The sequence below is a fragment of the Corynebacterium camporealensis genome, assembly GCF_000980815.1.
Classification (GTDB): Bacteria; Actinomycetota; Actinomycetes; order Mycobacteriales; family Mycobacteriaceae; genus Corynebacterium; species Corynebacterium camporealense.
The window spans coordinates 214085-233630 of record NZ_CP011311.1 but is presented as its reverse complement, the minus strand read 5'-3'; the positions used below and the strand labels follow the sequence as shown (position 1 = coordinate 233630).

The window sequence follows — 19546 nt, the reverse complement described above, 5'->3', positions numbered from 1 at the left end:
CCTACGCGCCGTCCGCTTAAGCGCCGTCTGGGAACTCCACGGTGTGGAGTTCCGTTTCCGGGCTCTCCTCTCCCGGCTGAGTAATGATGACATCGAAGCCCGCTTGTTCGGCGGGCTTTAATGCTGCTTCGGTGTAGAGAAGGCCTAGCTTTGCCGGGTTGGGGCAGGCTTCGCGAATGGTGACCAGATCGGCGAGTAGATGGTTGGCGTCGTCGATGGTGTCATCGACGCTGACCCAGACTTCGTCGGCGCCCATCTGGACGGCGAGGCGGGCCTCAGAGGCCTTAATCAGGCTGTGGTGACGGCCGGTGGGATAACCGGCCACCGTGACGATGCGTGTGGCCCCAGCGGCCGCAGCGGCGCTGATATAGGTCGGTGCAACGAGCACCTCCGCACCGTTGGCACGCTGGGTGATGGTGGGGGCATCGGCAAGCAGCAGGTTTAACATGCTGGCTTAGTAGCTGTAGTCGCCGCGGATAATCGCGCGCAGCTGCGGGTGCACGTCGAACCAGTACACGCCGACGGCCACGGCACCCACCCAGGCCAGGATGGGGAAGCCGGTAAACAGCGCAAAGGATGAACCTGCCAGGATCGCAACCCAGGTCCACTTGGTTTGGCGATCGCCGGCGCGGAAAGCATCCTCGCGGGTGCTAGCGGCAACGGCTGCACCAATCACGCCCGCAATAGCCAAAATGCGGAACAGGTAAGTGTGCAGGTTTAAAACGATGATAAAAAGCGGGTCCATTAGTGGGTGAAGGTCCTAATTTTTAAGGCTGGTTCGGATTGTGCTCGCCGCCTTCGACGACTTCACCTTCGATGATGTCGTCAGCCGCGCGGTCATCCTTGATGTTATCGCCTGCACCTGCAGTTGCCGAATTCTTCTCGGCGCGGCGCTCCTTAGCCTTGTCGACAGCCTCGCCCACAGCGGTGCGGGACTCCTGGTAGGCAGCACCAATCTTGCCCTTGGCTTCAGAGAAAGTCTCGGACTCGCGGGTGCCGTCAGCAGCGCGCTTGATGGACTCGCCCCAGTCCTTAGCCACGCCGGTCGCGCGGTCGATGAAGGACTCCTTGCCGTCCTCAGCGTTCTTGGCAGCCTGGTCGGCAGCTTCCTGGGTGGCGGAGTCAGCGCCAGCGGCATCAGCCTTATTGGCGCGATCTTCCTTCAGGCGACCGCTGAAGTCCTTAGCGACCTCAAATGCGGAAGCGCCAGCATTCTTGATGCTGTCGAAGACCTTGTTGTTGTCGTTGTTGCCAGGGGTCTGCTCAGCCATGGGATTCTCCTTGTAGTTAGCGGGCAGTTGAGATATTTAGATTCCAAAAATCAAGTGATTGACCGTATAGATCACCAATCCTGCCATAGCACCGACGATCGTGCCGTTCAGACGGATAAATTGCAGATCTTTACCCACCATCAGCTCAATCTTGTCGCCGGCTTCTTCGGCATCCCAGCGCTCGATGGTCTCAGAAATGATGTTGGTGACCTCACCGGAATAATTCTCGGCAAAGAAGTGCACGGCGGAATTCAGACGCTTGTCCAGGTTGTCACGCAGCTCCGGGTCGGTTTGGATGTTGTTGCCCCACTCCAGGCACAGGTTGACCACCTTGGTACGCAGAATCGAGGTGTGATCCTCGGCCTGGTTAATCAGAGCTTCGGAGACGGTCTCCCACAGCGATGCAGCAGCACCCTGGACGGGGCCAGAGCCCATGACGTCCTGCTTTAAGGATTCGATGCGGGCCATCATGGTCGGGTCGTGCTGCAGGTCATCGGCAAGCTTTGCGATGCCCCTCCGCACCGCCTGGCGCGCCTCATGGTTGTCATCTTCTTCGACGTCTTCAATCCACAGCACCAGCTCGCGGTAGACCTTCTCGCCCACGAGGTTGCGGGCAAAGCGTGGTGCCCAGGTGGGCATGCGCTCATCGATAAGCTGCACGACCTCATCTTCCATGCCCAAGATCTTCTTGTGGCCCCAGCCGATGACCTCGTCGACAACAGGCTCGACCTTGCCATCGGCAATCAGGCCCTCGAGCACGCGGCCCAGCGGTGGCCCCCACTGCGGCTCGGCCAGCTTATCGATGAGCTGGCTTTGAATAATCGCCTCTGCCTCCTCCGGATCGAAGGCGCGCACGGCATTCGCGGTGAGGCGACCGACCTCGCGGGAGACCTTCTCCGCGTTGGGCTCTTGGGCGAGCCACTGCCCTGCCTTGACTGGCAGCTGGGCTTGAGAGACCTTCTCGGTAATGAGCTCGGCGTTGAGGAAGTTCTCGCCGACGAATTCGCTTAAGGCACCGCCGACCTGATCCTTCTTCTTTGGAATCAGCGCGGTGTGCGGAATCGGGATACCGAGGGGGTGGCGGAAGATAGCGGTGACTGCGAACCAGTCTGCCAGGCCGCCGACCATGCCCGCTTCCGCGGCCGCGCGCACGTAGCCGACCCACACTGGTGCCCCGCCAGGCTGATTCTGCCACCAGGAGCAGGCCAGGAAAATAATCGCGGCGATAACCAGCAGCGCGGTAACGAAGAACTTGTGGCGAAACAGCGTCTTCCGGCGCTGCGCTTCGACCTCCGGGGACGGGCCCGGAACGGCCCGGCGAGTGGGAGCGGTCATGCAATCTCCTCTTTAGGGGTTAGCTGGTCTTAAAAAGCTTATAAAAGCACTAGTCCCCGCCGCCCACGAGGGACGACGGGGAGGAAAGTGTTACACGCAGGAACTAGTTAATGCGACCGGTTTCCTTACGGTACTGCCTGTAGTAGCGGCGACCGAACTTCACCATCACGATGGAGGCAATGCCAATGACAACGGCGGCGATTGCGCCGATGAGGATGTAGGTCATCGCGTTGTGGGTACCGGAGGTACCGAAGGGGTAAATCTCGATGCCCAGGCCCCAAATCAGGATGCCCAGAGCCGGCAGCACGGAAAGAATCAGACCCATGCCAACCCAGGTGGAGGTGCGCAGCAAGGAGGAGTGCGGCGCGGTGTAGGACACCGGGTCATAGCCCTCGATGTAGGTGTCCTGAATCTTGCCGGAGAACTCAGGGTAAGTCTCGGCAGAGTGGTCAGCAACTGCGTGGTTGGTAGCGCTCATGACTGAAGCTTTCTCTCGTTCCTAGTATTCCTGGTATTGACTCTATCTTAGTCGTCCTTGCCGCGGAAAGCAGCTCGTGCGCGCTCACGAGTAACAGCACTCACAGCAGTCAGCGGGATGCCAGCCGGGCAGACATCTGCACACTCGCCGAACAGCGAGCAGTGGCCGAAGTTCTGCTCCAGGTCATCCACCATGGAACGAGCACGGCGACCGCGCTCTTCCTGGCCCAGTGGCATGAGCGACAGGTGAACCAGCTTCGCACCGGTGAACAGGTGGGCTGCACCGTTCGGGCAGGATGCCACACAAGCACCACAGCCGATACATGCGGCGTGGTCCAGGGAGTACTCAGCGGTCTCGTGGTTCAGGTGCAGGGTGTCAGCATCCGGTGCGGTACCGGCGTCCATGGAGACGTAGCCGCCCTGCTCCATGACGTGGTCCAGCTTGGCGCGGTCCACAACCATGTCCTTGATGATGGGGTATGCAGCGGAGCGGAATGGCTCCAGCTTCAGGGTGTCACCATCATTGAACTGGAACAGGCGCTGCTGGCAGGCCGGGGTGTTCTGGCCCGGGCCGTGCGGACGGCCGTTAACCAGCAGACCACAGGTACCACAGATGCCCTCACGGCAGTCAGATGCGAAGGCGAAGGGCTCCTTGCCTTCCTCGATCAGGCCGTCGTTGACGTGGTCCAGCAGCTCCAGGATGGACATCTGCTCTGCAGCGTCGTCTACCTGGATGGTTTCGAACTTGCCTTCTTGCGTCGGTCCGGCCTGACGCCAGATCTCAAGTGTCAGTTTCATTACTTGTAGTTCCTTGTCATCAGCGGGATCGAATCAAAGTACAGAGGCTCTGCGTGGCGAACGAACTCGCCTTCCTGAGCGCCTGGTCCCCAAGCGGAAACGAAGCACCAGTTTTCATCGTCACGCTCTGCCTCGCCGTCCTCGGAGAGGTGGTCGTCGCGGAAGTGCGCACCACAGGACTCGTCGCGGTCCAGGGCGTCGATGCACATGAGCTCACCCAGGTCGAGGTAGTCAGCAACGCGCAGACCGTACTCGAGAACCTGGTTCATGTCGTCAGCCTTGCCCGGGATGCGGACGTTAGCCCAGAAGTCAGAACGCAGGTCGCGAATCTTCTGGATGGCGGTCTTGAGGTCCTCGACGTTACGGGACACGCCGCAACCCCAGTACAGGATGTCGCCGAGCTGGCGGTGGTAGTACGCCGGGCCGTGTGCGGCCTCGCCCTGCACCGTCATCAGACGCTCAATGCGCTGCTGTGCGCGCTGTACTGCTTCCTGAGCCTCTGCGGAATCCTCGGCCAGCTTGGCCTCACCCAGGTGGTGAGCCAGGTAGTTCGGGATGGTGAACGGCAGGGTGAACCAGCCGTCAACAGATGCGGACAGCAGGGAGTTAGCGCCCAGGCGGTTAGCACCGTGGTAGGTCCAGGAGCACTCACCGGCGGCGAACAGGCCGTCGATGGCGGTCATCTCGTTGAAGTCGGTCCACAGGCCGCCCATGGTGAAGTGGCAGGTCGGTGCAATACGCATCGGGGTCTCGTAAGCGGACTCGCCGATGGCCTCTTCGTACATGGAAATGAGGTTGGAGTAACGCTCACGGATCTTGTCCTTGCCGAGGCGCTCGATGGCGTCACGGAAGTCCAGGTACACCGAGTTGTGCAGCGGTCCAACGCCCAGGCCCTTGTTGATCTGCTGGGAGATGGCACGAGATGCCACGTCACGCGGAACCAGGTTGCCGAAGGCCGGGTAGCGGCGCTCCAGGAAGTAGTCGCGCTCCTCTTCCGGAATATCCTTCGGGTCGCGGTCATCACCTTCGGTGACTGGGGACCAAATGCGGCCGTCGTTACGCAGCGACTCGGACATCAGAATGGTCTTGGACTGCCACTCGGAGTTGACCGGCAGGCCGGTCGGGTGGAACTGCACGAACGCCGGGGAAGCAATGTATGCGCCCTGCTCGTAAGCACGCATCATCGCACCAGCATTGGAGTTCTTTGCCAGGGTGGACATGTGGTAGACGTTGCCGTAACCACCGGTACCGAGGATGACTGCGTGGCCGGTGAAGGCCTTCAGCTCGCCGGTAATCAGGTTACGGGTAACGATGCCACCGGCACGCTTGGTGCCGTTGTCGTTGTAGGTGATGATGTCCTGCAGGTCGTGGTGCGCGAACAGCTCCACGTTGCCCAGGCCAATCTGGCGGTACAGCGCCGAAGTGGTGGACAGCTGCAGCTGCTGACCTGTTTGACCACGGGTGTAGTAAGTACGAGAGACCTGTACACCACCGAAGGAACGGGTGGCCAGGGTGCCGCCGTACTCACGGGCGAACGGTGCACCAATAGCGTTCATGTGGTCGATAACGCGCGGGGACTCGGACGCCAGGCGCCAGCAGTCGGACTCACGGCAACGGTAGTCGCCGCCCTTAACGGTGTCCTTGGTGTGGCGGTAAGCGGAGTCGTTGTCCACCTTCTTGGAACGGGAGGAGTTCACACCACCCTGTGCAGCAATCGAGTGCGCACGACGCGGGGAGTCGTGGTAGGTGAAGACCTTCACGTTGTAGCCCAGCTCGCCCAGGGAGGCAGCAGCTGCGCCAGCGGACAGGCCGGTACCAACAACCACGATGTCGAACTTACGACGGTTCAACGGAGAGACCAGCTCCATGTGGTCCTTGTGGTAGCCCCACATGTCCTTCATCGGAACACCGTGTGGCTCGTTGGACTCCAGGATGTTACCGACGCTCACGCCCGCAATAGTGGACTTCGGGTGCGTGAAGTCAGGGTGCTCACGCTTCAGTTCAGTGTTAGTCATGGGTGATAACTCCTTTAGCTAACCCAGCCCAGGGCGACGGACAAAGGCATAACGATGTTGCCGATGCAGACAACTGCCGGGATGATGTAAGCCAGCACCAGGAAGGTCTGGCGCCACTTTGCACCGGTGATGCCCAGGTCGGAAGCCGCGAGGCGGATGCCGTGGGTCAGGTGCAGGAACAGGCAGATCATTGCCAGCACGTAGATGATGGTGACCGGCCAGCGGCTGAAGGTCGCGATCATGTTGGCCTTGACAGAGCCGTGTACGAACTCCTCCGGAGCAACCGGGGTAACGCCCATGGTCAGGTCCAGCAGGTGGAAGACCACGAACAGCAGCAGGAAGACACCGGTGACCAGCATGGTCTTGGTGGCGAAGGAATCCATGCCGCCCATCAGGTTGGAGCGCTTGAACTTACCGCGTGCCTGCTTGGAGCGGGCGGTCAGTGCGAACGCACCGTAGATGTGGATGAGGACCGCAGCGATCAGAACGATACGGATGATCCACAGCAGGGTACCTGCCGGCAGCAGCGGCTCGCCCATGGTTCGCAGGAAGGAACCGTAGACGTCGAGGGCTTCCTCGCCGTCCTTGGCAGGCATGTACAGCTTCAGGTTGCCGGCCATGTGGCCGACGACGAAGAGAGCAAAGAACAGGCCAGTGATGGCCATACCCAGCTTCAGCGCCCAGGTGGGCACTCCTGGCTTCTGACGAATTGGTTCATTAGTGATGCGGCCGTGAGCGAGAGCCTCACGGTCAGGATTTTTAACAGTCATGACACCTCCATAGTCCCAATCACCATACGACGGCCTTAGCGCTGGCCACTACTTCTATTCGGAACAATTATGGAACGCTTGTCCTGTTCCCCTTAGCTGGGGAAATTAATTTAGGTAAGGATCGGCTAAGGTTTTTGTTCCTAAAACGCCACTACCTTTACTTGTGTTATTTACGCAATATGAGTGTTGCGTATTGTTCAGCAATATGTGAGCTTGATCACCCCCGTGTTACGGAAGTGACTGATTCACCCCTTAATGTGTCAAACTTTCGTGGGGTTTTAATCAGAAACCCCATACAACTCTCAGCTAGGCGAAGCTTCTTCACAAAAGGTTTGCAAAATTGCTGTTACAGCAGTCACACGCAGGTACTCTGTGGCGCATGAGCAAAACCTACGTTGGCTCCCGCCTGCGCCAATTGCGCCGCGAGCGTGATTTGAGCCAGGCTTCACTCGCCGCCACCCTCGGGCTGTCCGCCAGCTACGTCAATCAGATTGAGCACGACGTACGTCCCTTAACCGTGCCTGTGCTACTGCGCATCACCGAGGCATTCGGCGTGGATGCCACGTTCTTCTCGCGTGACGATGACTCCCGCCTCCTGGCCGAAATCCAGGACGTCATCCAGGACAAAGAGCTCTCCCCCTCCCCCGTGGAGCTCCAAGAGCTCTCTGAGCTGGTTTACAACCACCCCACCGTGGCGCGCACGCTTGTCGATGTCCACCGCCGCTACCGCAACGTCCGCGACAAACTCTCCCTGGCTACCGACGCCCGTCGCACCGCCACGGCTGCCCAAGCACTGTCAATGCCGCACGACGAAGTCCGCGACTTCTTCTACGCACGCCAGAACTACCTCGACGACCTCGACCACCACGCCGAGGAACTCGCCGGCGAGCTAGACGTCACCCGCTTCCAAATCCGCGATACCGAACGCGCCATCGCCGCTCGCCTGCGCGACAAGCACAACGTCGACATCATCACCACCGACCAAATGGACGGCACCCTGCACCGCTTCGACCGCGAGTCCGGCACCTTCCGTCTGGCCAGCCGCCTGACCGAAGGCCAGCGCGCCTTCCGCATGGCTGCCGAGCTCGGCTTCCTAGAGGCCGGCGAAACCATCAACGGCCTCGTTGCCAACGAACCTTTCACATCCCAGGCCTCTCTCGACCTGGCCCGCCGTGGCATCGCCAGCTACTTCGCCGCAGCCACCGTGCTGCCGTACTCCTCTATCCACCATGAGGCCGAGCACTCCGGCTACGACGTCGAATACCTCTGCCAAGTCTTTGGCGTCGGCTACGAAACCGTTGCCTCTCGCCTGTCGACCCTGCAACGCACCAACCAGCGCGGCATCCCCTTTACCTTCGTGCGCGTCGACCGCGCCGGTAACATGTCCAAGCGTCAATCGGCTACCGGCGTGCACTTTTCCAACTCCGGCGGCACCTGCCCGCTTTGGAACATCTACGAAACCTTCTCCCGCCCCGGCGTTATCTGCCGCCAGCTTGCCGAAATGCCGGATGGCCGCAACTACCTCTGGGTATCGCGCGCAGTTCGCCACCACCAGGGCCGCTACGGCGATAACAGCAAACTCTTCGCCATTGGATTAGGCTGCGAAGCCCGCCACGCCGACCGCACCGTCTATGCCGCCGGCCTTGATCTCACCGACATGTCCGCTGCCACCCCGATTGGCAACGGCTGCCGCACCTGCCCCCGCGTCAACTGCGCCCAACGCGCCTTCCCACCAATCAACGAAACACTCACCATCGACGCACACCGCTCCGCCGTGGCTCCTTACTAAACCACCGCGCACTCACGAGTGACAGCGTGCCCTCGGCGGCGCGTCATAAAACGCCGAAAGCGGCGCCCCGCAGGGCGCCGCTTTAAGCTTGTTGTCTCTGTTTAGAGGTTGATCATGTGGCCACCGATGCCCTCGGCAGCTTCCTTGATGGCCTCGGAGAGGGTCGGGTGGGTGTGAACGTTGCGTCCGATTTCCTCAGCGGTGAGGTCGAAGCGCTGTGCCAGGGTCAGCTCCGGCAGCAGCTCGGAGACGTTCGAGCCAACCATGTGGCCGCCCAGCAGCTCGCCGAACTCGCCGTCAGCAACCAGCTTCACAAAGCCAGCGGTCTCGTTCAGACCAGCAGCCTTACCGTTAGCGGAGAACGGGAAGGAAGCGACCTTGATCTCGCGGTCGGAGAACTTCTCGCGTGCCTGCTCCTCGGTGTAACCGAAGGAAGCAACCTGTGGGTTACAGAAGGTAGCGCGCGGCATCATCTGGTAATCGCCGAGCAGCTCAGTCTCTGCATCTGCGATGGTCTCAGCAGCAACCACGCCCTGTGCCTCAGCAACGTGAGCCAGCTGCAGCTTCATGGTGACATCGCCAATTGCGTAGATGCCATCAACGTTGGTGCGCATACGCTCATCGACATCAATGGCGCCGCGGTCAGTCAGCTCAACACCGGTGTTTTCCAGGCCAAAGCCCTTCACGCGCGGTGCGAAACCGATGGAGACCATGCAGCGGTCCACCGTCAGGGAATCGGTCTTCTTGCCATCCTTGGACTCGACCTCGACGGTCACGTCGTCGCCGTTGTCCTTGATGGAGGTGGTCTTGTAACCGGTCAGCAGCTTCACGCCGAGCTTCTTGTACTCGCGTGCGATTGCCTTGGAGACATCCTTGTCCTCGTTCGGCAGAACGCGGTCCATGAACTCCACGATGGTGACGTCCACACCGTAGTTAGCCAGAACGTAAGCAAACTCCATACCGATGGCGCCAGCGCCCACGATGACCATGGAGTCTGGAGCTTCCTCGTCCAGGATCTGCTCTTCGTAGGAGACAATGTTGCCGCCGATTTCAACGTCCGGCAGGGACTTAACCACAGAGCCGGTGGCGATGATGCAGTTGTCGAAGGTGATGGTCTTACCTTCGTCGTCGCCCTCGGTGATCTCGATGGTCTTGTCATCCTTGAAGGAGCCCAGGCCGTTGATCTCGGTGATCTTGTTCTTCTTCATCAGGTAGTGCACGCCCTTGACGATGCCCGCAGAAACCTTGCGGGAACGCTTGTGGGCAGCCTCGAAGGACATCTCAACATCACCGGAGATGCCGAAGTCCTTGGCCTGGTGGTTAAAGATGTGGGCAACCTCAGCGTTCTTCAGAAGCGCCTTGGAAGGGATACAGCCGACATTGAGGCACACGCCGCCCCAATACTGCTTCTCCACAACGGCAACCTTCTTGCCAAGCTGTGCTGCGCGGATGGCGGACACGTAGCCGCCAGGGCCCGCGCCGAGTACTACAACGTCAAAATGTTCTTTAGTCACGTCCTACAGGATACGTAACTTTATTACGTGTGTCTCCCATCGCCTCGAGTTTTCTTTGCTATTGCCCTCACACGTAGGCACGACAAAGCCCGCCGAGTCCTTTAAATAAGGAGGATCCTCAATGGATCCTCCCCTTAGGAAGCAGCGGGCTTTTCTGAAAATAGTGCCAGGCTTAGAACATGCCCAGGTTCAGTGCGGCAACGGAGGACATGGAAGAGCCCATGTGGATCCACTCGCCGAGGATTTCGTTGATCTGGACGATAAAGGTATCGATTGCGTTCATGCTGCACTCTTTTCTGCAAAGTTTGGGGTCGGCCGCCAAGACTGCGGCGCGGGCTTACACACATTGTTTAACGAAGTGCTGGGAAAAGACGTTACATCTGCTGCACTTGCCAGACTCCGACGCTGGAAATTATGACACAATAATCACTTGCGCACCACCATTTGCGCGTTATTCCTGATAGATTTAGTCCCCACACGGCTAATTCTGTGCAGTTCGCCCCTGCTTACCCCCGCGAATTATCTAGCTGTTGCTAACACGGAGCAAGCAGAGGACGATGTCTAAACAGAAAGCTAGCAAGATTTCTTAAGAAAAACACTGTCCTGACAGGAAGTTACTCTCATGCGACCTATCCGCTCTCTCTCCGCGACTGCGGCGGCTATTGCTATTGCAGCTGGCGCCGTGGTTAGCCCTGTCGCTCTGGCTTCTCCGGTAGCTGAGCCGGTGGCACCGGAAGCAGAGACCGAGGTCGTCGAGGAGGTCCGCGCAGCGGATACCACTGATCAGGATTCCCTGCCGACTGGGGAAGAGCAGCAGTAAGCCGCTTATCTCGAAATATTCATTTCCAACGTAGAAAGAGAAGCTATGAAGCACTTGAGCAGCATCATCGCCGCGGCCGCTGTGACCGCTGGCTTGGTCGTAGCCCCGATGGCGGGCGCAGCAACGGTTACCCCGCAGCAGGTTGCGGGCAAGACCCCGCTGTCGCAGATCTCCGAGCTGGAGGTCACCCCAGAGGTTGCTGAGACCAAGTGGTACCAGGAATACAAGGACGACCCGCGCGTGCTGAAGCTGCAAGCTTCCTCCCCAGCCATGGACGGCCGCCAGGTTCCGGTCGCAGTCATCAAGGCTGCAGAGCCGAACCGCCCGACCCTGTACCTACTCAACGGTGCAGGCTCGGCTGAGCAGGACTCTGACTGGCTCGCGCTTTCCGATGCCGTCGACTTCTACGCCGACAAGAACATCAACGTCGTCGTTCCGCAGGCTGGCGCTTTCTCTTACTACACCGACTGGAACCAGTCCCCGAACCAGGGCTACCTGAAGGGCCCGCAGAAGTGGGAGACCTTCCTGACCAAGGAGCTGCCGGGACCGCTCGAGCAGCACCTGCAGGCTAACAACAACCGCGCTATCGCTGGTATGTCGATGTCTGCAACCTCCTCCCTGCTGCTGGCTCAGCACAACCAGGGCTTCTACGACGCTGTCGGCTCCTTCGCCGGCTGTGCCGCAACCGCGTACCCGATTGAGTACGAGTTCATGCGCCTGACCGTCAACCGTGGCGGTGGCCAGCCAGAGCAGATGTGGGGCGAGATGGGCTCTGCCACCAACCGCTACAACGACGCCATGATGAACGCCGGCAAGCTGCGCGGTACTGAGCTCTACATCTCCTCTGCCTCCGGTCTGGCAGGCGAGACCGATATGCCGTCCTACTACACCGCACAGGGCATGCACCCGCTGGCTGCTCTCATGGGAACCACCACCCTGCGTGTGGAAGGTGGCGTCATTGAGGCCGCAGTCAACCACTGCACCCACAACCTCAAGGCCAAGCTGGATTCCGAGGGCGTTCCGGCAACCTATAACTTCCGTAACGTAGGTACCCACTCCTGGCCGGGCTGGCGCGAAGACATTCGCGAGTCCTGGCCGGTCTTCGAGCGCGCTTTGAATAAGTAGGCACGCTGACCTGAGGGCGGTAGAATCGCAGCATTATGAAGCTGCTTTCTACCGCCCTTTCGCATCTCCGCCACCCCCAGCGCGATAGCTACACCGGAGTCGAGTACAACCTCGGCTTTCGCATTAGCCATTACGACTTGGAGCTGACCTACCGCGTCGAGCCCAACCTGCTACAGGGTGAGGCGCGATTGCAGGTGCGGGTGGAAGAGAACATCGATAAGCTCACGCTCGATTTGGGCGGAGCCATGGTGGCCCGACGCGTAACTGCCGAAGACGCCCCGCGCGTGGCGAAGTTCCGCCAGTCCGGTGGCAAGCTGCGCCTGCGTTTTGGCGAAGAAATCCCTGCCGGCACCGACTTTGTCCTGGTCATTCGCTATGGCGGTAGCCCGCGACCGATTCGTACCGCGTGGGGTGAAATTGGTTGGGAGGAAACCGAATCCGGCGCGCTGGTCGCCAGCCAGCCCAATGGTGCGCCCAGCTGGTTCCCGTGTGATGATGCGCCGTCGGAGAAGGCCACCTACGACATTGCCATTACTGCCGATGACCCCTTCGTCGTCATCTCCAACGGCGAGCTGGTCTCCCGTAAGGCAGCCAGTGGTTCCACGACGCGCTGGCACTACCGCACCGAACACCCCATGGCGACTTACCTGGCCACCGTCCAGGTCGGCGAATTCAGCGAGTTCCGCTTAGGTCCCACCACCCGCGCCTGGGCGCCGCCGCAGCTCAAAGAACGCATCACGGAAGAGTTTGCCCGCCAGCAGGAGATGCTGGATCTCTACTCCGGGCTGTTTGGCGAGTACCCCTTTGCCGAATACCAGGTCGTGGTCACCGAAGACGAGCTGGAAATTCCGCTGGAGGCGCAGGGTTTGTCTATCTTCGGCGCCAACCACGTCGAGGGAAACCACCGCTTCGAGCGCCTCATTGCCCACGAGCTCTCTCACCAGTGGTTCGGCAATTCGGTCGGTGTGAGCCAGTGGAAAGATATTTGGCTCAACGAGGGCTTTGCCTGCTACTGCGAGTGGCTCTGGGAAGAGCACAAGGGCACTCAGACCGCTCATGAGTGCGCGCGCTCCCACTACGCGGTACTTAGCCGCAAGCCGCAGGACATCGTGCTTTCCGATCCGGGCACGCGCGATATGTTCGACGACCGCGTCTACAAGCGGGGGGCACTTACCGTTCATGCGCTGCGCCGCTTGCTTGGCGATGACCACTTCTTCCCCGCCATCCGCTCCTACCTGCAAGAAAACCAGCATGGTGTGGTGGATCCGGAAGAGCTCATCGTGAAGCTGAACCAGGTGGCAGGGGATGCCGGGGTGAGTGAAGGGGACATCGATAAGCTGCTGGCCCAGTGGCTGAACTCTCCTGCCCTGCCGAAGTTTCCGGCTTAACTGCGACTAGAATTACGCGCTATGACTTCGATGTTGGTTACTGGTGGTGCGGGTTTTATCGGCGCCAATTTTGTGCACCTGCTGCGAAAGAGCCGTCCTGAGGTCGACGTGACGGTGCTGGACAAGCTGACCTACGCAGGCAACCGGGCGAACCTGGCGGGCACGGACGCGGAATTGGTCGTCGGTGATATTGCCGATGCCGATACCGTCGACCCGCTGGTCAAGCGCGCTGATGTCGTGGTGCACTTCGCCGCGGAATCGCACAACGATAATTCCCTGCGCGACCCGTCGCCGTTTATTCAGACCAATCTGGTGGGCACGTTTACGCTGTTAGAGGCTTGTCGACGCCACGATGTGCGCTTCCACCACGTCTCCACCGACGAGGTCTTTGGCGATCTAGAAATTGGTGCCGATACCAAGTTCCGAGAGGACACTCCCTATGCGCCCTCCTCGCCCTATTCGGCTTCCAAAGCAGGCTCCGATCATCTGGTGCGCGCGTGGGCACGGTCTTTTGAATTGCCGGTGACCATTTCGAATTGCTCGAATAATTATGGTCCCTACCAGCACATTGAGAAGTTCATTCCACGGCAGATCACCAATATCCTGGATGGCCGCACACCGAAGCTGTATGGCACGGGTGAGCAGGTTCGCGACTGGATTCATGTCGATGACCACAACCAGGCCGTACTCGACATCCTGGATAAAGGCGTGCTGGGCGAGACCTACAACATCGGCGCTGACCAGCCGGATATCAACAACCGGGAGGTCATCGAAGTCATTTGTGAACTTATGGGGCATTGCGATGCCGACGGCGCACCGCTGTATGAGCACGTTGCCGACCGCCCGGGCCACGACCAGCGCTACGCCATGGATGCCACGAAGTTGAGCCACGATTTAGACTGGCAGCCAGGCTATACCGATCTGCATGCGGGGTTGGAGCAGACCATCGAGTGGTACCGCACGCACGAAGACTGGTGGCGTCCGGCGAAGGAAGCAATCGAAAACAACTACGCGAAGCAGGGACAATAAATGCACATCGAGTCCACGTCCATCGACGGCCTGTTGCTGATTCACCTCGACGTCCACGGCGATAACCGTGGCTGGTTCAAGGAGAACTGGCAGCGCGAGAAGATGCTGGCCGAAGGCCTGCCGGATTTCCGCCCGGTGCAAAACAACATCTCCTTTAACGCTGAGCGTGGCGTGACCCGTGGCCTGCACGCTGAGCCCTGGGACAAGCTGGTCAGCATCGCCCATGGTCGCATCTTTGGCGCCTGGTGCGACCTGCGCGAAGGCTCTGCCACCTACGGTGAAACCGTCACCGCTGAGGTCGGCCCGGATACGGCCGTCTTTGTCCCGCGTGGTGTGGCCAATGGCTTCCAAGCACTCGAAGACAACACTGCGTATTCCTACCTGGTCAACGACCACTGGTCCCCGGATGCCCAGTACACCGCGGTCAACCTCGACTGCATTGACTGGCCACTGGAGCCGACGGAAATCTCCGACAAGGACCGCGCACACCCACAGCTTTCCGATGTCACCGCCATGCCGCCTCGCCGCATCCTCGTCACCGGCGCTAATGGCCAACTCGGTCGCGCTCTGCGCCGTGTGTTAACCAATGCGGAGTTTTGCACCCGCGAAGACTTCGACATCACCAACCCGCCGACACGCCCCTGGCGGCAGTACTCCGCGATCATTAACTGCGCTGCCTACAACGACGTCAACGGTGCCGAAGAGGACCGCGCTGGCGCCTGGGCGGTCAACGCGGAAGCACCGGCGAAGCTCGCCCGCATTGCTGCCGAGCACAACCTGACTTTTGTGCATGTCTCCAGCGACTACATCTTCGACGGCAGCCAGGAAGTCCACACCGAAGAAGAACTTCCTTCCCCACTGTCGGCCTATGGTGCATCCAAGGCTGCGGGCGAAACTGCCGCGCGTACTGCCCCGCGCCACTACGTCATCCGCACCTCGTGGGTCTTTGGCGATGGTCCAAACTTCATGGCCACCATGCGCTCGCTTGCTGAGCGCGGCGTTGAGCCCAAAGTCATCCACGACCAGCGCGGTCGCCCCACCTTCGCCGAAGACCTGGCTAAGGGCATTGGCCATCTACTCAAGACGAATGCCGAGTACGGCATCTACAACATCTCTAATTCCGGCGATACCGTCGGCCGCGACGAACTCGCCATGGCTGTCTTCATCGGCATGGGCCACGACCCATCCGACGTCACGCCAGTGAGCACCGAGCAATACCGGGAGATTGCCGGACTGGAAGCACCCCGCCCGAAAGAGTCCACGCTGAGCCTGGACAAGATTGAAGCCACCGGCTTCCGACCCTCCAACTGGCGTGCCGCACTCGCCCTCTACTTGGACCTCTACCCCGCTTAACCTGGGGTTTCAAAGCATAACACCCAACATAACACTTTACTTCCCACGTGTTATGTTAAGTGTTATGTTGAGTGTTAAGTTGCCGGGAAGGCAGCTGCATTAAACTGGTTGGTCATGAAGGGCATCATTCTCGCAGGCGGTTCTGGCACTCGCCTCTACCCGATTACCAAGGGCATCTCGAAACAGCTCATGCCCATCTACGACAAACCGATGGTCTACTACCCACTGACCACGCTGATTCAAGCCGGCATCCGGGAAATTCTCATCATCACTACCCCGGAAGATGCCTCCTCGTTCCAACGCTTGCTTGGCGATGGCTCCCAGCTCGGCCTCATGCTCTCCTACGCCGTACAGCCCCGCCCGGAAGGTCTCGCCCAAGCCTTCCTTATTGGTGAAGACTTCATCGGTGATGACGACGTTGCACTCGTGCTCGGCGACAACATCTTCGACGGCCACGGCTTTTCTTCCGCACTGGCGACCTCCCGCCCGAGCAGTGGCGGCACTATCTTTGCCTACGAAGTCTCCGACCCACAGCGCTACGGCGTCGTCGAATTCGATTCCTCTGGCCAAGCACTGTCCATCGAGGAGAAGCCGGAGCGCCCTAAGTCCAACTTCGCCGTGGTGGGTCTGTACTTCTATGACAATGCGGTCGTGGACATCGCCAAGTCCATCACCCCTAGTGAACGCGGCGAACTAGAAATCACTGCCGTCAACGAGGAGTACCTCCGCCGCGGCCAGCTGCACGTCCAAACCATGCAACGCGGCGACGTCTGGCTGGATACCGGCACCATCGACTCCATGAGCGAAGCCGCATCCTACGTCGAAGTGCTCCAAAAGCGCACCGGCACCATTATCGGTTCACCAGAAGTAGCCGCCTACGAAGCAGGTTTCATCTCCCGCGAAGCACTCCTGGAACTGGCCGAGCCGCTGCGCAAGTCCGGCTACGGCACCTACCTCGCCGCAGCCGCCGAAAACTAGCCTCACCGACCAATAAGATTTGTCCCATATCTACGCAAAGTTGGTCAGAATCGCAGAAAACTGGCGAATTCGCGGAGCAAAACGACACGGTGAGGTTCTGCACTGCCACACCGCGCGCCGATCAAAGCCAAAGGATCACGAAAGCCCCAACCACAATGGGTTGAGGCTAAGCGCGTTAAGGCTTAGTAGCCGCGCTCGATGTATTCGTCGATGCGGGCGGCTTCGTCGCCGACGGTGGTCTCATCGCCGTGGCCGGGCTTGACTACGGTCTTGTCCGGCAGGTTGAACACCACGTTGCGCAGGGACTCGATGATGACATCGAAGTCCGAGTACTTGCGGCCGGTAGCACCCGGGCCGCCGCTAAACAGCGTGTCGCCGGAGAGCAGGGTGTTCTCGCTCGGGATATGGAAGACGACGCAGCCTGGCGAGTGACCCGGGGTGTGGAAGACGGTGATGTCTTCGCCGCCGAGCTGGAACTGTTGGTTGTCTTCCAGCTGGTGGTACGGGGTATCGCCATTGGCTTCGACCCACAGCATGTCATCGTCCGGGTGCATGTACACCGGAGCGTTGAAGCGCTCGGCAGCTTCCGGGGCGAGATCGCAGTGGTCGTTGTGGCCGTGGGAAAGAAGGATGCCGTCGACGGTGCGGTCGCCGACCTGGTCAGCGATGGCATCGAGGTCGTGGGATGGGTCCACGATGTAGAGGTGGGCATTGTCGCTGCTACCGGTGGCCAGGAAGTAGACGTTGTTGTCCACATCCCACTCGCCGCCGTCGAGGCGGAACTTGCCAGAGGTAACAATCTTTTCAATCTGCATGGGGAGACTCCTACTTGAACTCAACTACAGAACGCAGAACTTTGCCGGCCTTCATGGTCTCGAAGGCTTCCTCGATGTCATCGATGCCGATGCGCTCGGAGACGAACTTGTCCAGCGGGAAGTTACCTGCCTGGGACAGTGCGACATAAGCCGGGAAGTCACGCTCGGGCAGGCAGTCGCCGTACCAGGCGGGGCGGATGGAACCGCCGCGGCCGTAGAGGTCGATAGCGGGGACGTCGATGTGGTCAGTGAGGTTTGGCACGCCCACCATGACCATGCGGCCGGCGTGGTCGCGGGAGTAGAAAGCCTGGTGCCAAGTCGGCTGGATACCGACAGCGTCGATGGTGACGTCAGCACCGAAGGAGTCGGTGAGCTCACGGACCTTCTCAATAACTTCGTCTTCGTCCAGGTCCTTGGAGCAAACGATGTCGGTAGCGCCGAACTCACGGGCGGTCTCGAGCTTGGACTCGTCCAGGTCCACGGCAATAATCTTGGCGGCACCGGCCAGCTTCGCACCAGCGATAGCGGCAGTGCCCACGCCACCGCAGCCAAAGACTGCGACGGACTCGCCAAGCTGAATCTCACCGGTATTCACGGCAGCGCCCAGGCCTGCCATGACGCCACAACCCAGCAGGCCGGCAGCGGCCGGGTCGACGGAAGGATCAACCTTGGTGCACTGGCCCTCGTGGACCAGGGTCTTTTCAGCAAAGGAACCAATGCCCAGTGCCGGGGTCAGCTCAGTGCCGTCCTCTAAGGTCATGGCCTTGGAGGCGTTAAAGGTATCGAAGCAATACTTCGGCTCGCCCTTCTTGCAGGCGCGGCACTCGCCGCAGACTGCGCGCCAGTTCAAAACGACGAAATCGCCTTCCTCGACGTGGGTGACATCTTCACCCACGCTCTCTACGACACCTGCGGCCTCGTGGCCTAGCAGGAACGGGAAGGCGTCTTCAATGTCGCCGTCGCGGTAAGCCAGGTCGGTGTGGCAGACGCCGCACGCCTGAATCTTGACGACGACGTCGTTAGCACCGGGCTCCGGAACGACGATGTTAACGGTTTCGACTTCTGCGCCCTCGGAACGGGCGATGACTGCTTTCACTGTTTCACTCATGCGCCCGAGCGTACCAACATTTTCAAATCAGCCGCATTAGTGAAAATCGCTGCTCTTAGGAGCGAGCCAGCACGTTGGCCACATGCTCGTGGCCACGGGCGTTGATGTGAATCGGCAAATTGCCGTCACCAGCAGTGAAGTCGATGAGACCGGCCCACATGCGCTGGTTTGCCGGAGCACACATGCCGTTGTTACGGGTGTGCGGCTTCATGTCCACGAACTGGGTACCGGTGGCACCCGCCAGGTCGACCTGCATCCACTGTGCGCGGTTTTCAAAGTCACGCACCATCGGCAGGTGGGTGCGGTCCAGTGGCTGCGGACCAACGTGAATCAGGCAGTAAGAATTACCGGAGCCAATGGTCGGGTAGCCGACAATCTGGATGCGAGCATTCGGAGCAGCGCGCTTGATGCGCTCGATCTGCGGCTTGGTAGTGCGCACGAAGCGGTCGCGGATCTGCTGCATGCTCAGGTTCATGTTGTTGTAGGTGTCGTTGAAACCAGAGGTAAATACAACACGCTGGGTTGCAGGCGAGAGAGCACCAGAGTTAATAGCCTGGTCGACCTGCGAGAAAATTTGTGGTCCCGGGGACATGGATACTGCACCAGAGCAGGAGAAGTCACGAACCGGCAGGCCCAGCTTGGCGCCGGTGCGCTTGGCGTAGTTAAACGACGACGGGCAGTCATAACCAACCGGAGTGCCGGAGCTGCCCCGGGTCCAGCGATCCTGCAGGTAGACGCCTGCGTCTGGGTCGGCAAGCACGGAATCGCCGAATGCGACGAGGTTGCGTTCAGCAGCAACCGCGTTCGGAGCAACGGCTAAACCTGCGACGCCGAGAATGCTCGCGAGGACGGTAACGAGCGTCTTTTTAATTTTCACCCTTGCACTCCTTGTAGAGAGAAAAACTTCTGTAGAGGAAACAATAACACGCCACATGAGTTAACATCTGACACACTGACAACA

Annotated in this window: 19 protein-coding genes; 7 read left to right on the top strand and 12 right to left on the bottom strand. The window is 59.9% G+C overall.

Annotated features, from left to right (window positions below; all coding sequences use genetic code 11):
• Positions 1-16: 16 nt before the first annotated feature.
• The 8 genes from UL81_RS01170 to UL81_RS01135 form a co-directional block, all read right to left on the bottom strand.
• A complete protein-coding gene (locus UL81_RS01170) occupies positions 17-448 on the bottom strand; it encodes a deoxyribose-phosphate aldolase (protein WP_035107253.1) in 432 nt (143 codons plus the stop codon).
• 6 nt (positions 449-454) lie between these two features.
• Positions 455-745, bottom strand: coding sequence for a DUF2516 family protein (locus UL81_RS01165; protein WP_035107255.1), 291 nt, complete (start codon positions 743-745; stop codon positions 455-457).
• Between the two features lie 22 nt (positions 746-767).
• Positions 768-1271, bottom strand: coding sequence for a CGLAU_01105 family protein (locus tag UL81_RS01160; RefSeq protein WP_046453161.1), 504 nt, complete (start codon positions 1269-1271; stop codon positions 768-770).
• A gap of 36 nt (positions 1272-1307) precedes the next feature.
• Complete coding sequence (locus tag UL81_RS01155; RefSeq protein WP_035107257.1) at positions 1308-2606, bottom strand: DUF445 domain-containing protein; 1299 nt, start codon at positions 2604-2606, stop codon at positions 1308-1310.
• Positions 2607-2709: 103 nt separating this feature from the next.
• On the bottom strand, positions 2710-3084 hold the full coding sequence (locus UL81_RS01150) for a hypothetical protein (protein ID WP_046453160.1): 375 nt from the start codon (positions 3082-3084) through the stop codon (positions 2710-2712).
• A 47-nt stretch (positions 3085-3131) separates the two neighbouring features.
• Positions 3132-3881 (bottom strand): succinate dehydrogenase/fumarate reductase iron-sulfur subunit, encoded by a 750-nt coding sequence (locus UL81_RS01145; protein ID WP_035107258.1) that lies wholly within the window; start codon positions 3879-3881, stop codon positions 3132-3134.
• A complete protein-coding gene (locus tag UL81_RS01140; protein ID WP_035107261.1) occupies positions 3881-5896 on the bottom strand; it encodes a fumarate reductase/succinate dehydrogenase flavoprotein subunit in 2016 nt (671 codons plus the stop codon). Before UL81_RS01140 ends, UL81_RS01145 begins: the two co-directional genes overlap by 1 nt.
• A gap of 14 nt (positions 5897-5910) precedes the next feature.
• The gene (locus UL81_RS01135) at positions 5911-6666 is read right to left on the bottom strand and encodes a succinate dehydrogenase cytochrome b subunit (protein ID WP_035107264.1); all 756 of its coding nucleotides are present in this window, start codon (positions 6664-6666) and stop codon (positions 5911-5913) included.
• Between the two features lie 379 nt (positions 6667-7045).
• Between UL81_RS01135 and ramB the strand changes: the two genes are divergently transcribed.
• The gene (gene ramB / locus UL81_RS01130) at positions 7046-8455 is read left to right on the top strand and encodes an acetate metabolism transcriptional regulator RamB (protein ID WP_046453159.1); all 1410 of its coding nucleotides are present in this window, start codon (positions 7046-7048) and stop codon (positions 8453-8455) included.
• A 101-nt stretch (positions 8456-8556) separates the two neighbouring features.
• Here the strand turns inward: ramB and lpdA are convergent, their stop codons facing one another.
• On the bottom strand, positions 8557-9969 hold the full coding sequence (gene lpdA, locus UL81_RS01125) for a dihydrolipoyl dehydrogenase (RefSeq protein ID WP_035107265.1): 1413 nt from the start codon (positions 9967-9969) through the stop codon (positions 8557-8559).
• Between the two features lie 622 nt (positions 9970-10591).
• Here lpdA and UL81_RS01120 point away from each other — a divergent pair.
• The 6 genes from UL81_RS01120 (at position 10592) to rfbA (ending at position 16662) form a co-directional block, all read left to right on the top strand.
• Positions 10592-10789: a hypothetical protein gene (locus UL81_RS01120; protein WP_035107266.1), complete on the top strand. Its 198-nt coding sequence runs from the start codon at positions 10592-10594 to the stop codon at positions 10787-10789.
• Positions 10790-10834: 45 nt separating this feature from the next.
• Complete coding sequence (locus UL81_RS01115; RefSeq protein ID WP_046453158.1) at positions 10835-11914, top strand: alpha/beta hydrolase; 1080 nt, start codon at positions 10835-10837, stop codon at positions 11912-11914.
• Between the two features lie 35 nt (positions 11915-11949).
• Entirely contained in the window at positions 11950-13302 is a 1353-nt protein-coding gene (locus tag UL81_RS01110) for a M1 family metallopeptidase (RefSeq protein WP_046453157.1), read from the top strand.
• A gap of 21 nt (positions 13303-13323) precedes the next feature.
• On the top strand, positions 13324-14331 hold the full coding sequence (gene rfbB, locus UL81_RS01105; protein ID WP_035107267.1) for a dTDP-glucose 4,6-dehydratase: 1008 nt from the start codon (positions 13324-13326) through the stop codon (positions 14329-14331).
• Positions 14332-15684 carry a dTDP-4-dehydrorhamnose reductase gene (gene rfbD / locus UL81_RS01100; RefSeq protein WP_035107268.1) on the top strand — a complete coding sequence of 451 codons (1353 nt, stop codon included), beginning with the start codon at positions 14332-14334 and terminating at the stop codon, positions 15682-15684.
• Between the two features lie 114 nt (positions 15685-15798).
• A complete protein-coding gene (gene rfbA, locus UL81_RS01095; protein WP_035107269.1) occupies positions 15799-16662 on the top strand; it encodes a glucose-1-phosphate thymidylyltransferase RfbA in 864 nt (287 codons plus the stop codon).
• 182 nt (positions 16663-16844) lie between these two features.
• On the opposite strand, the gene UL81_RS01090 is transcribed toward rfbA, so the two are convergent.
• The 3 genes from UL81_RS01090 to UL81_RS01080 are packed head-to-tail and all read right to left on the bottom strand — an operon-like array spanning position 16845 to position 19462.
• Positions 16845-17477: an MBL fold metallo-hydrolase gene (locus UL81_RS01090; protein ID WP_035107272.1), complete on the bottom strand. Its 633-nt coding sequence runs from the start codon at positions 17475-17477 to the stop codon at positions 16845-16847.
• A 10-nt stretch (positions 17478-17487) separates the two neighbouring features.
• On the bottom strand, positions 17488-18585 hold the full coding sequence (locus tag UL81_RS01085; RefSeq protein ID WP_035107274.1) for an S-(hydroxymethyl)mycothiol dehydrogenase: 1098 nt from the start codon (positions 18583-18585) through the stop codon (positions 17488-17490).
• Positions 18586-18640: 55 nt separating this feature from the next.
• On the bottom strand, positions 18641-19462 hold the full coding sequence (locus UL81_RS01080) for a GDSL-type esterase/lipase family protein (protein WP_035107276.1): 822 nt from the start codon (positions 19460-19462) through the stop codon (positions 18641-18643).
• Positions 19463-19546: the final 84 nt, after the last annotated feature.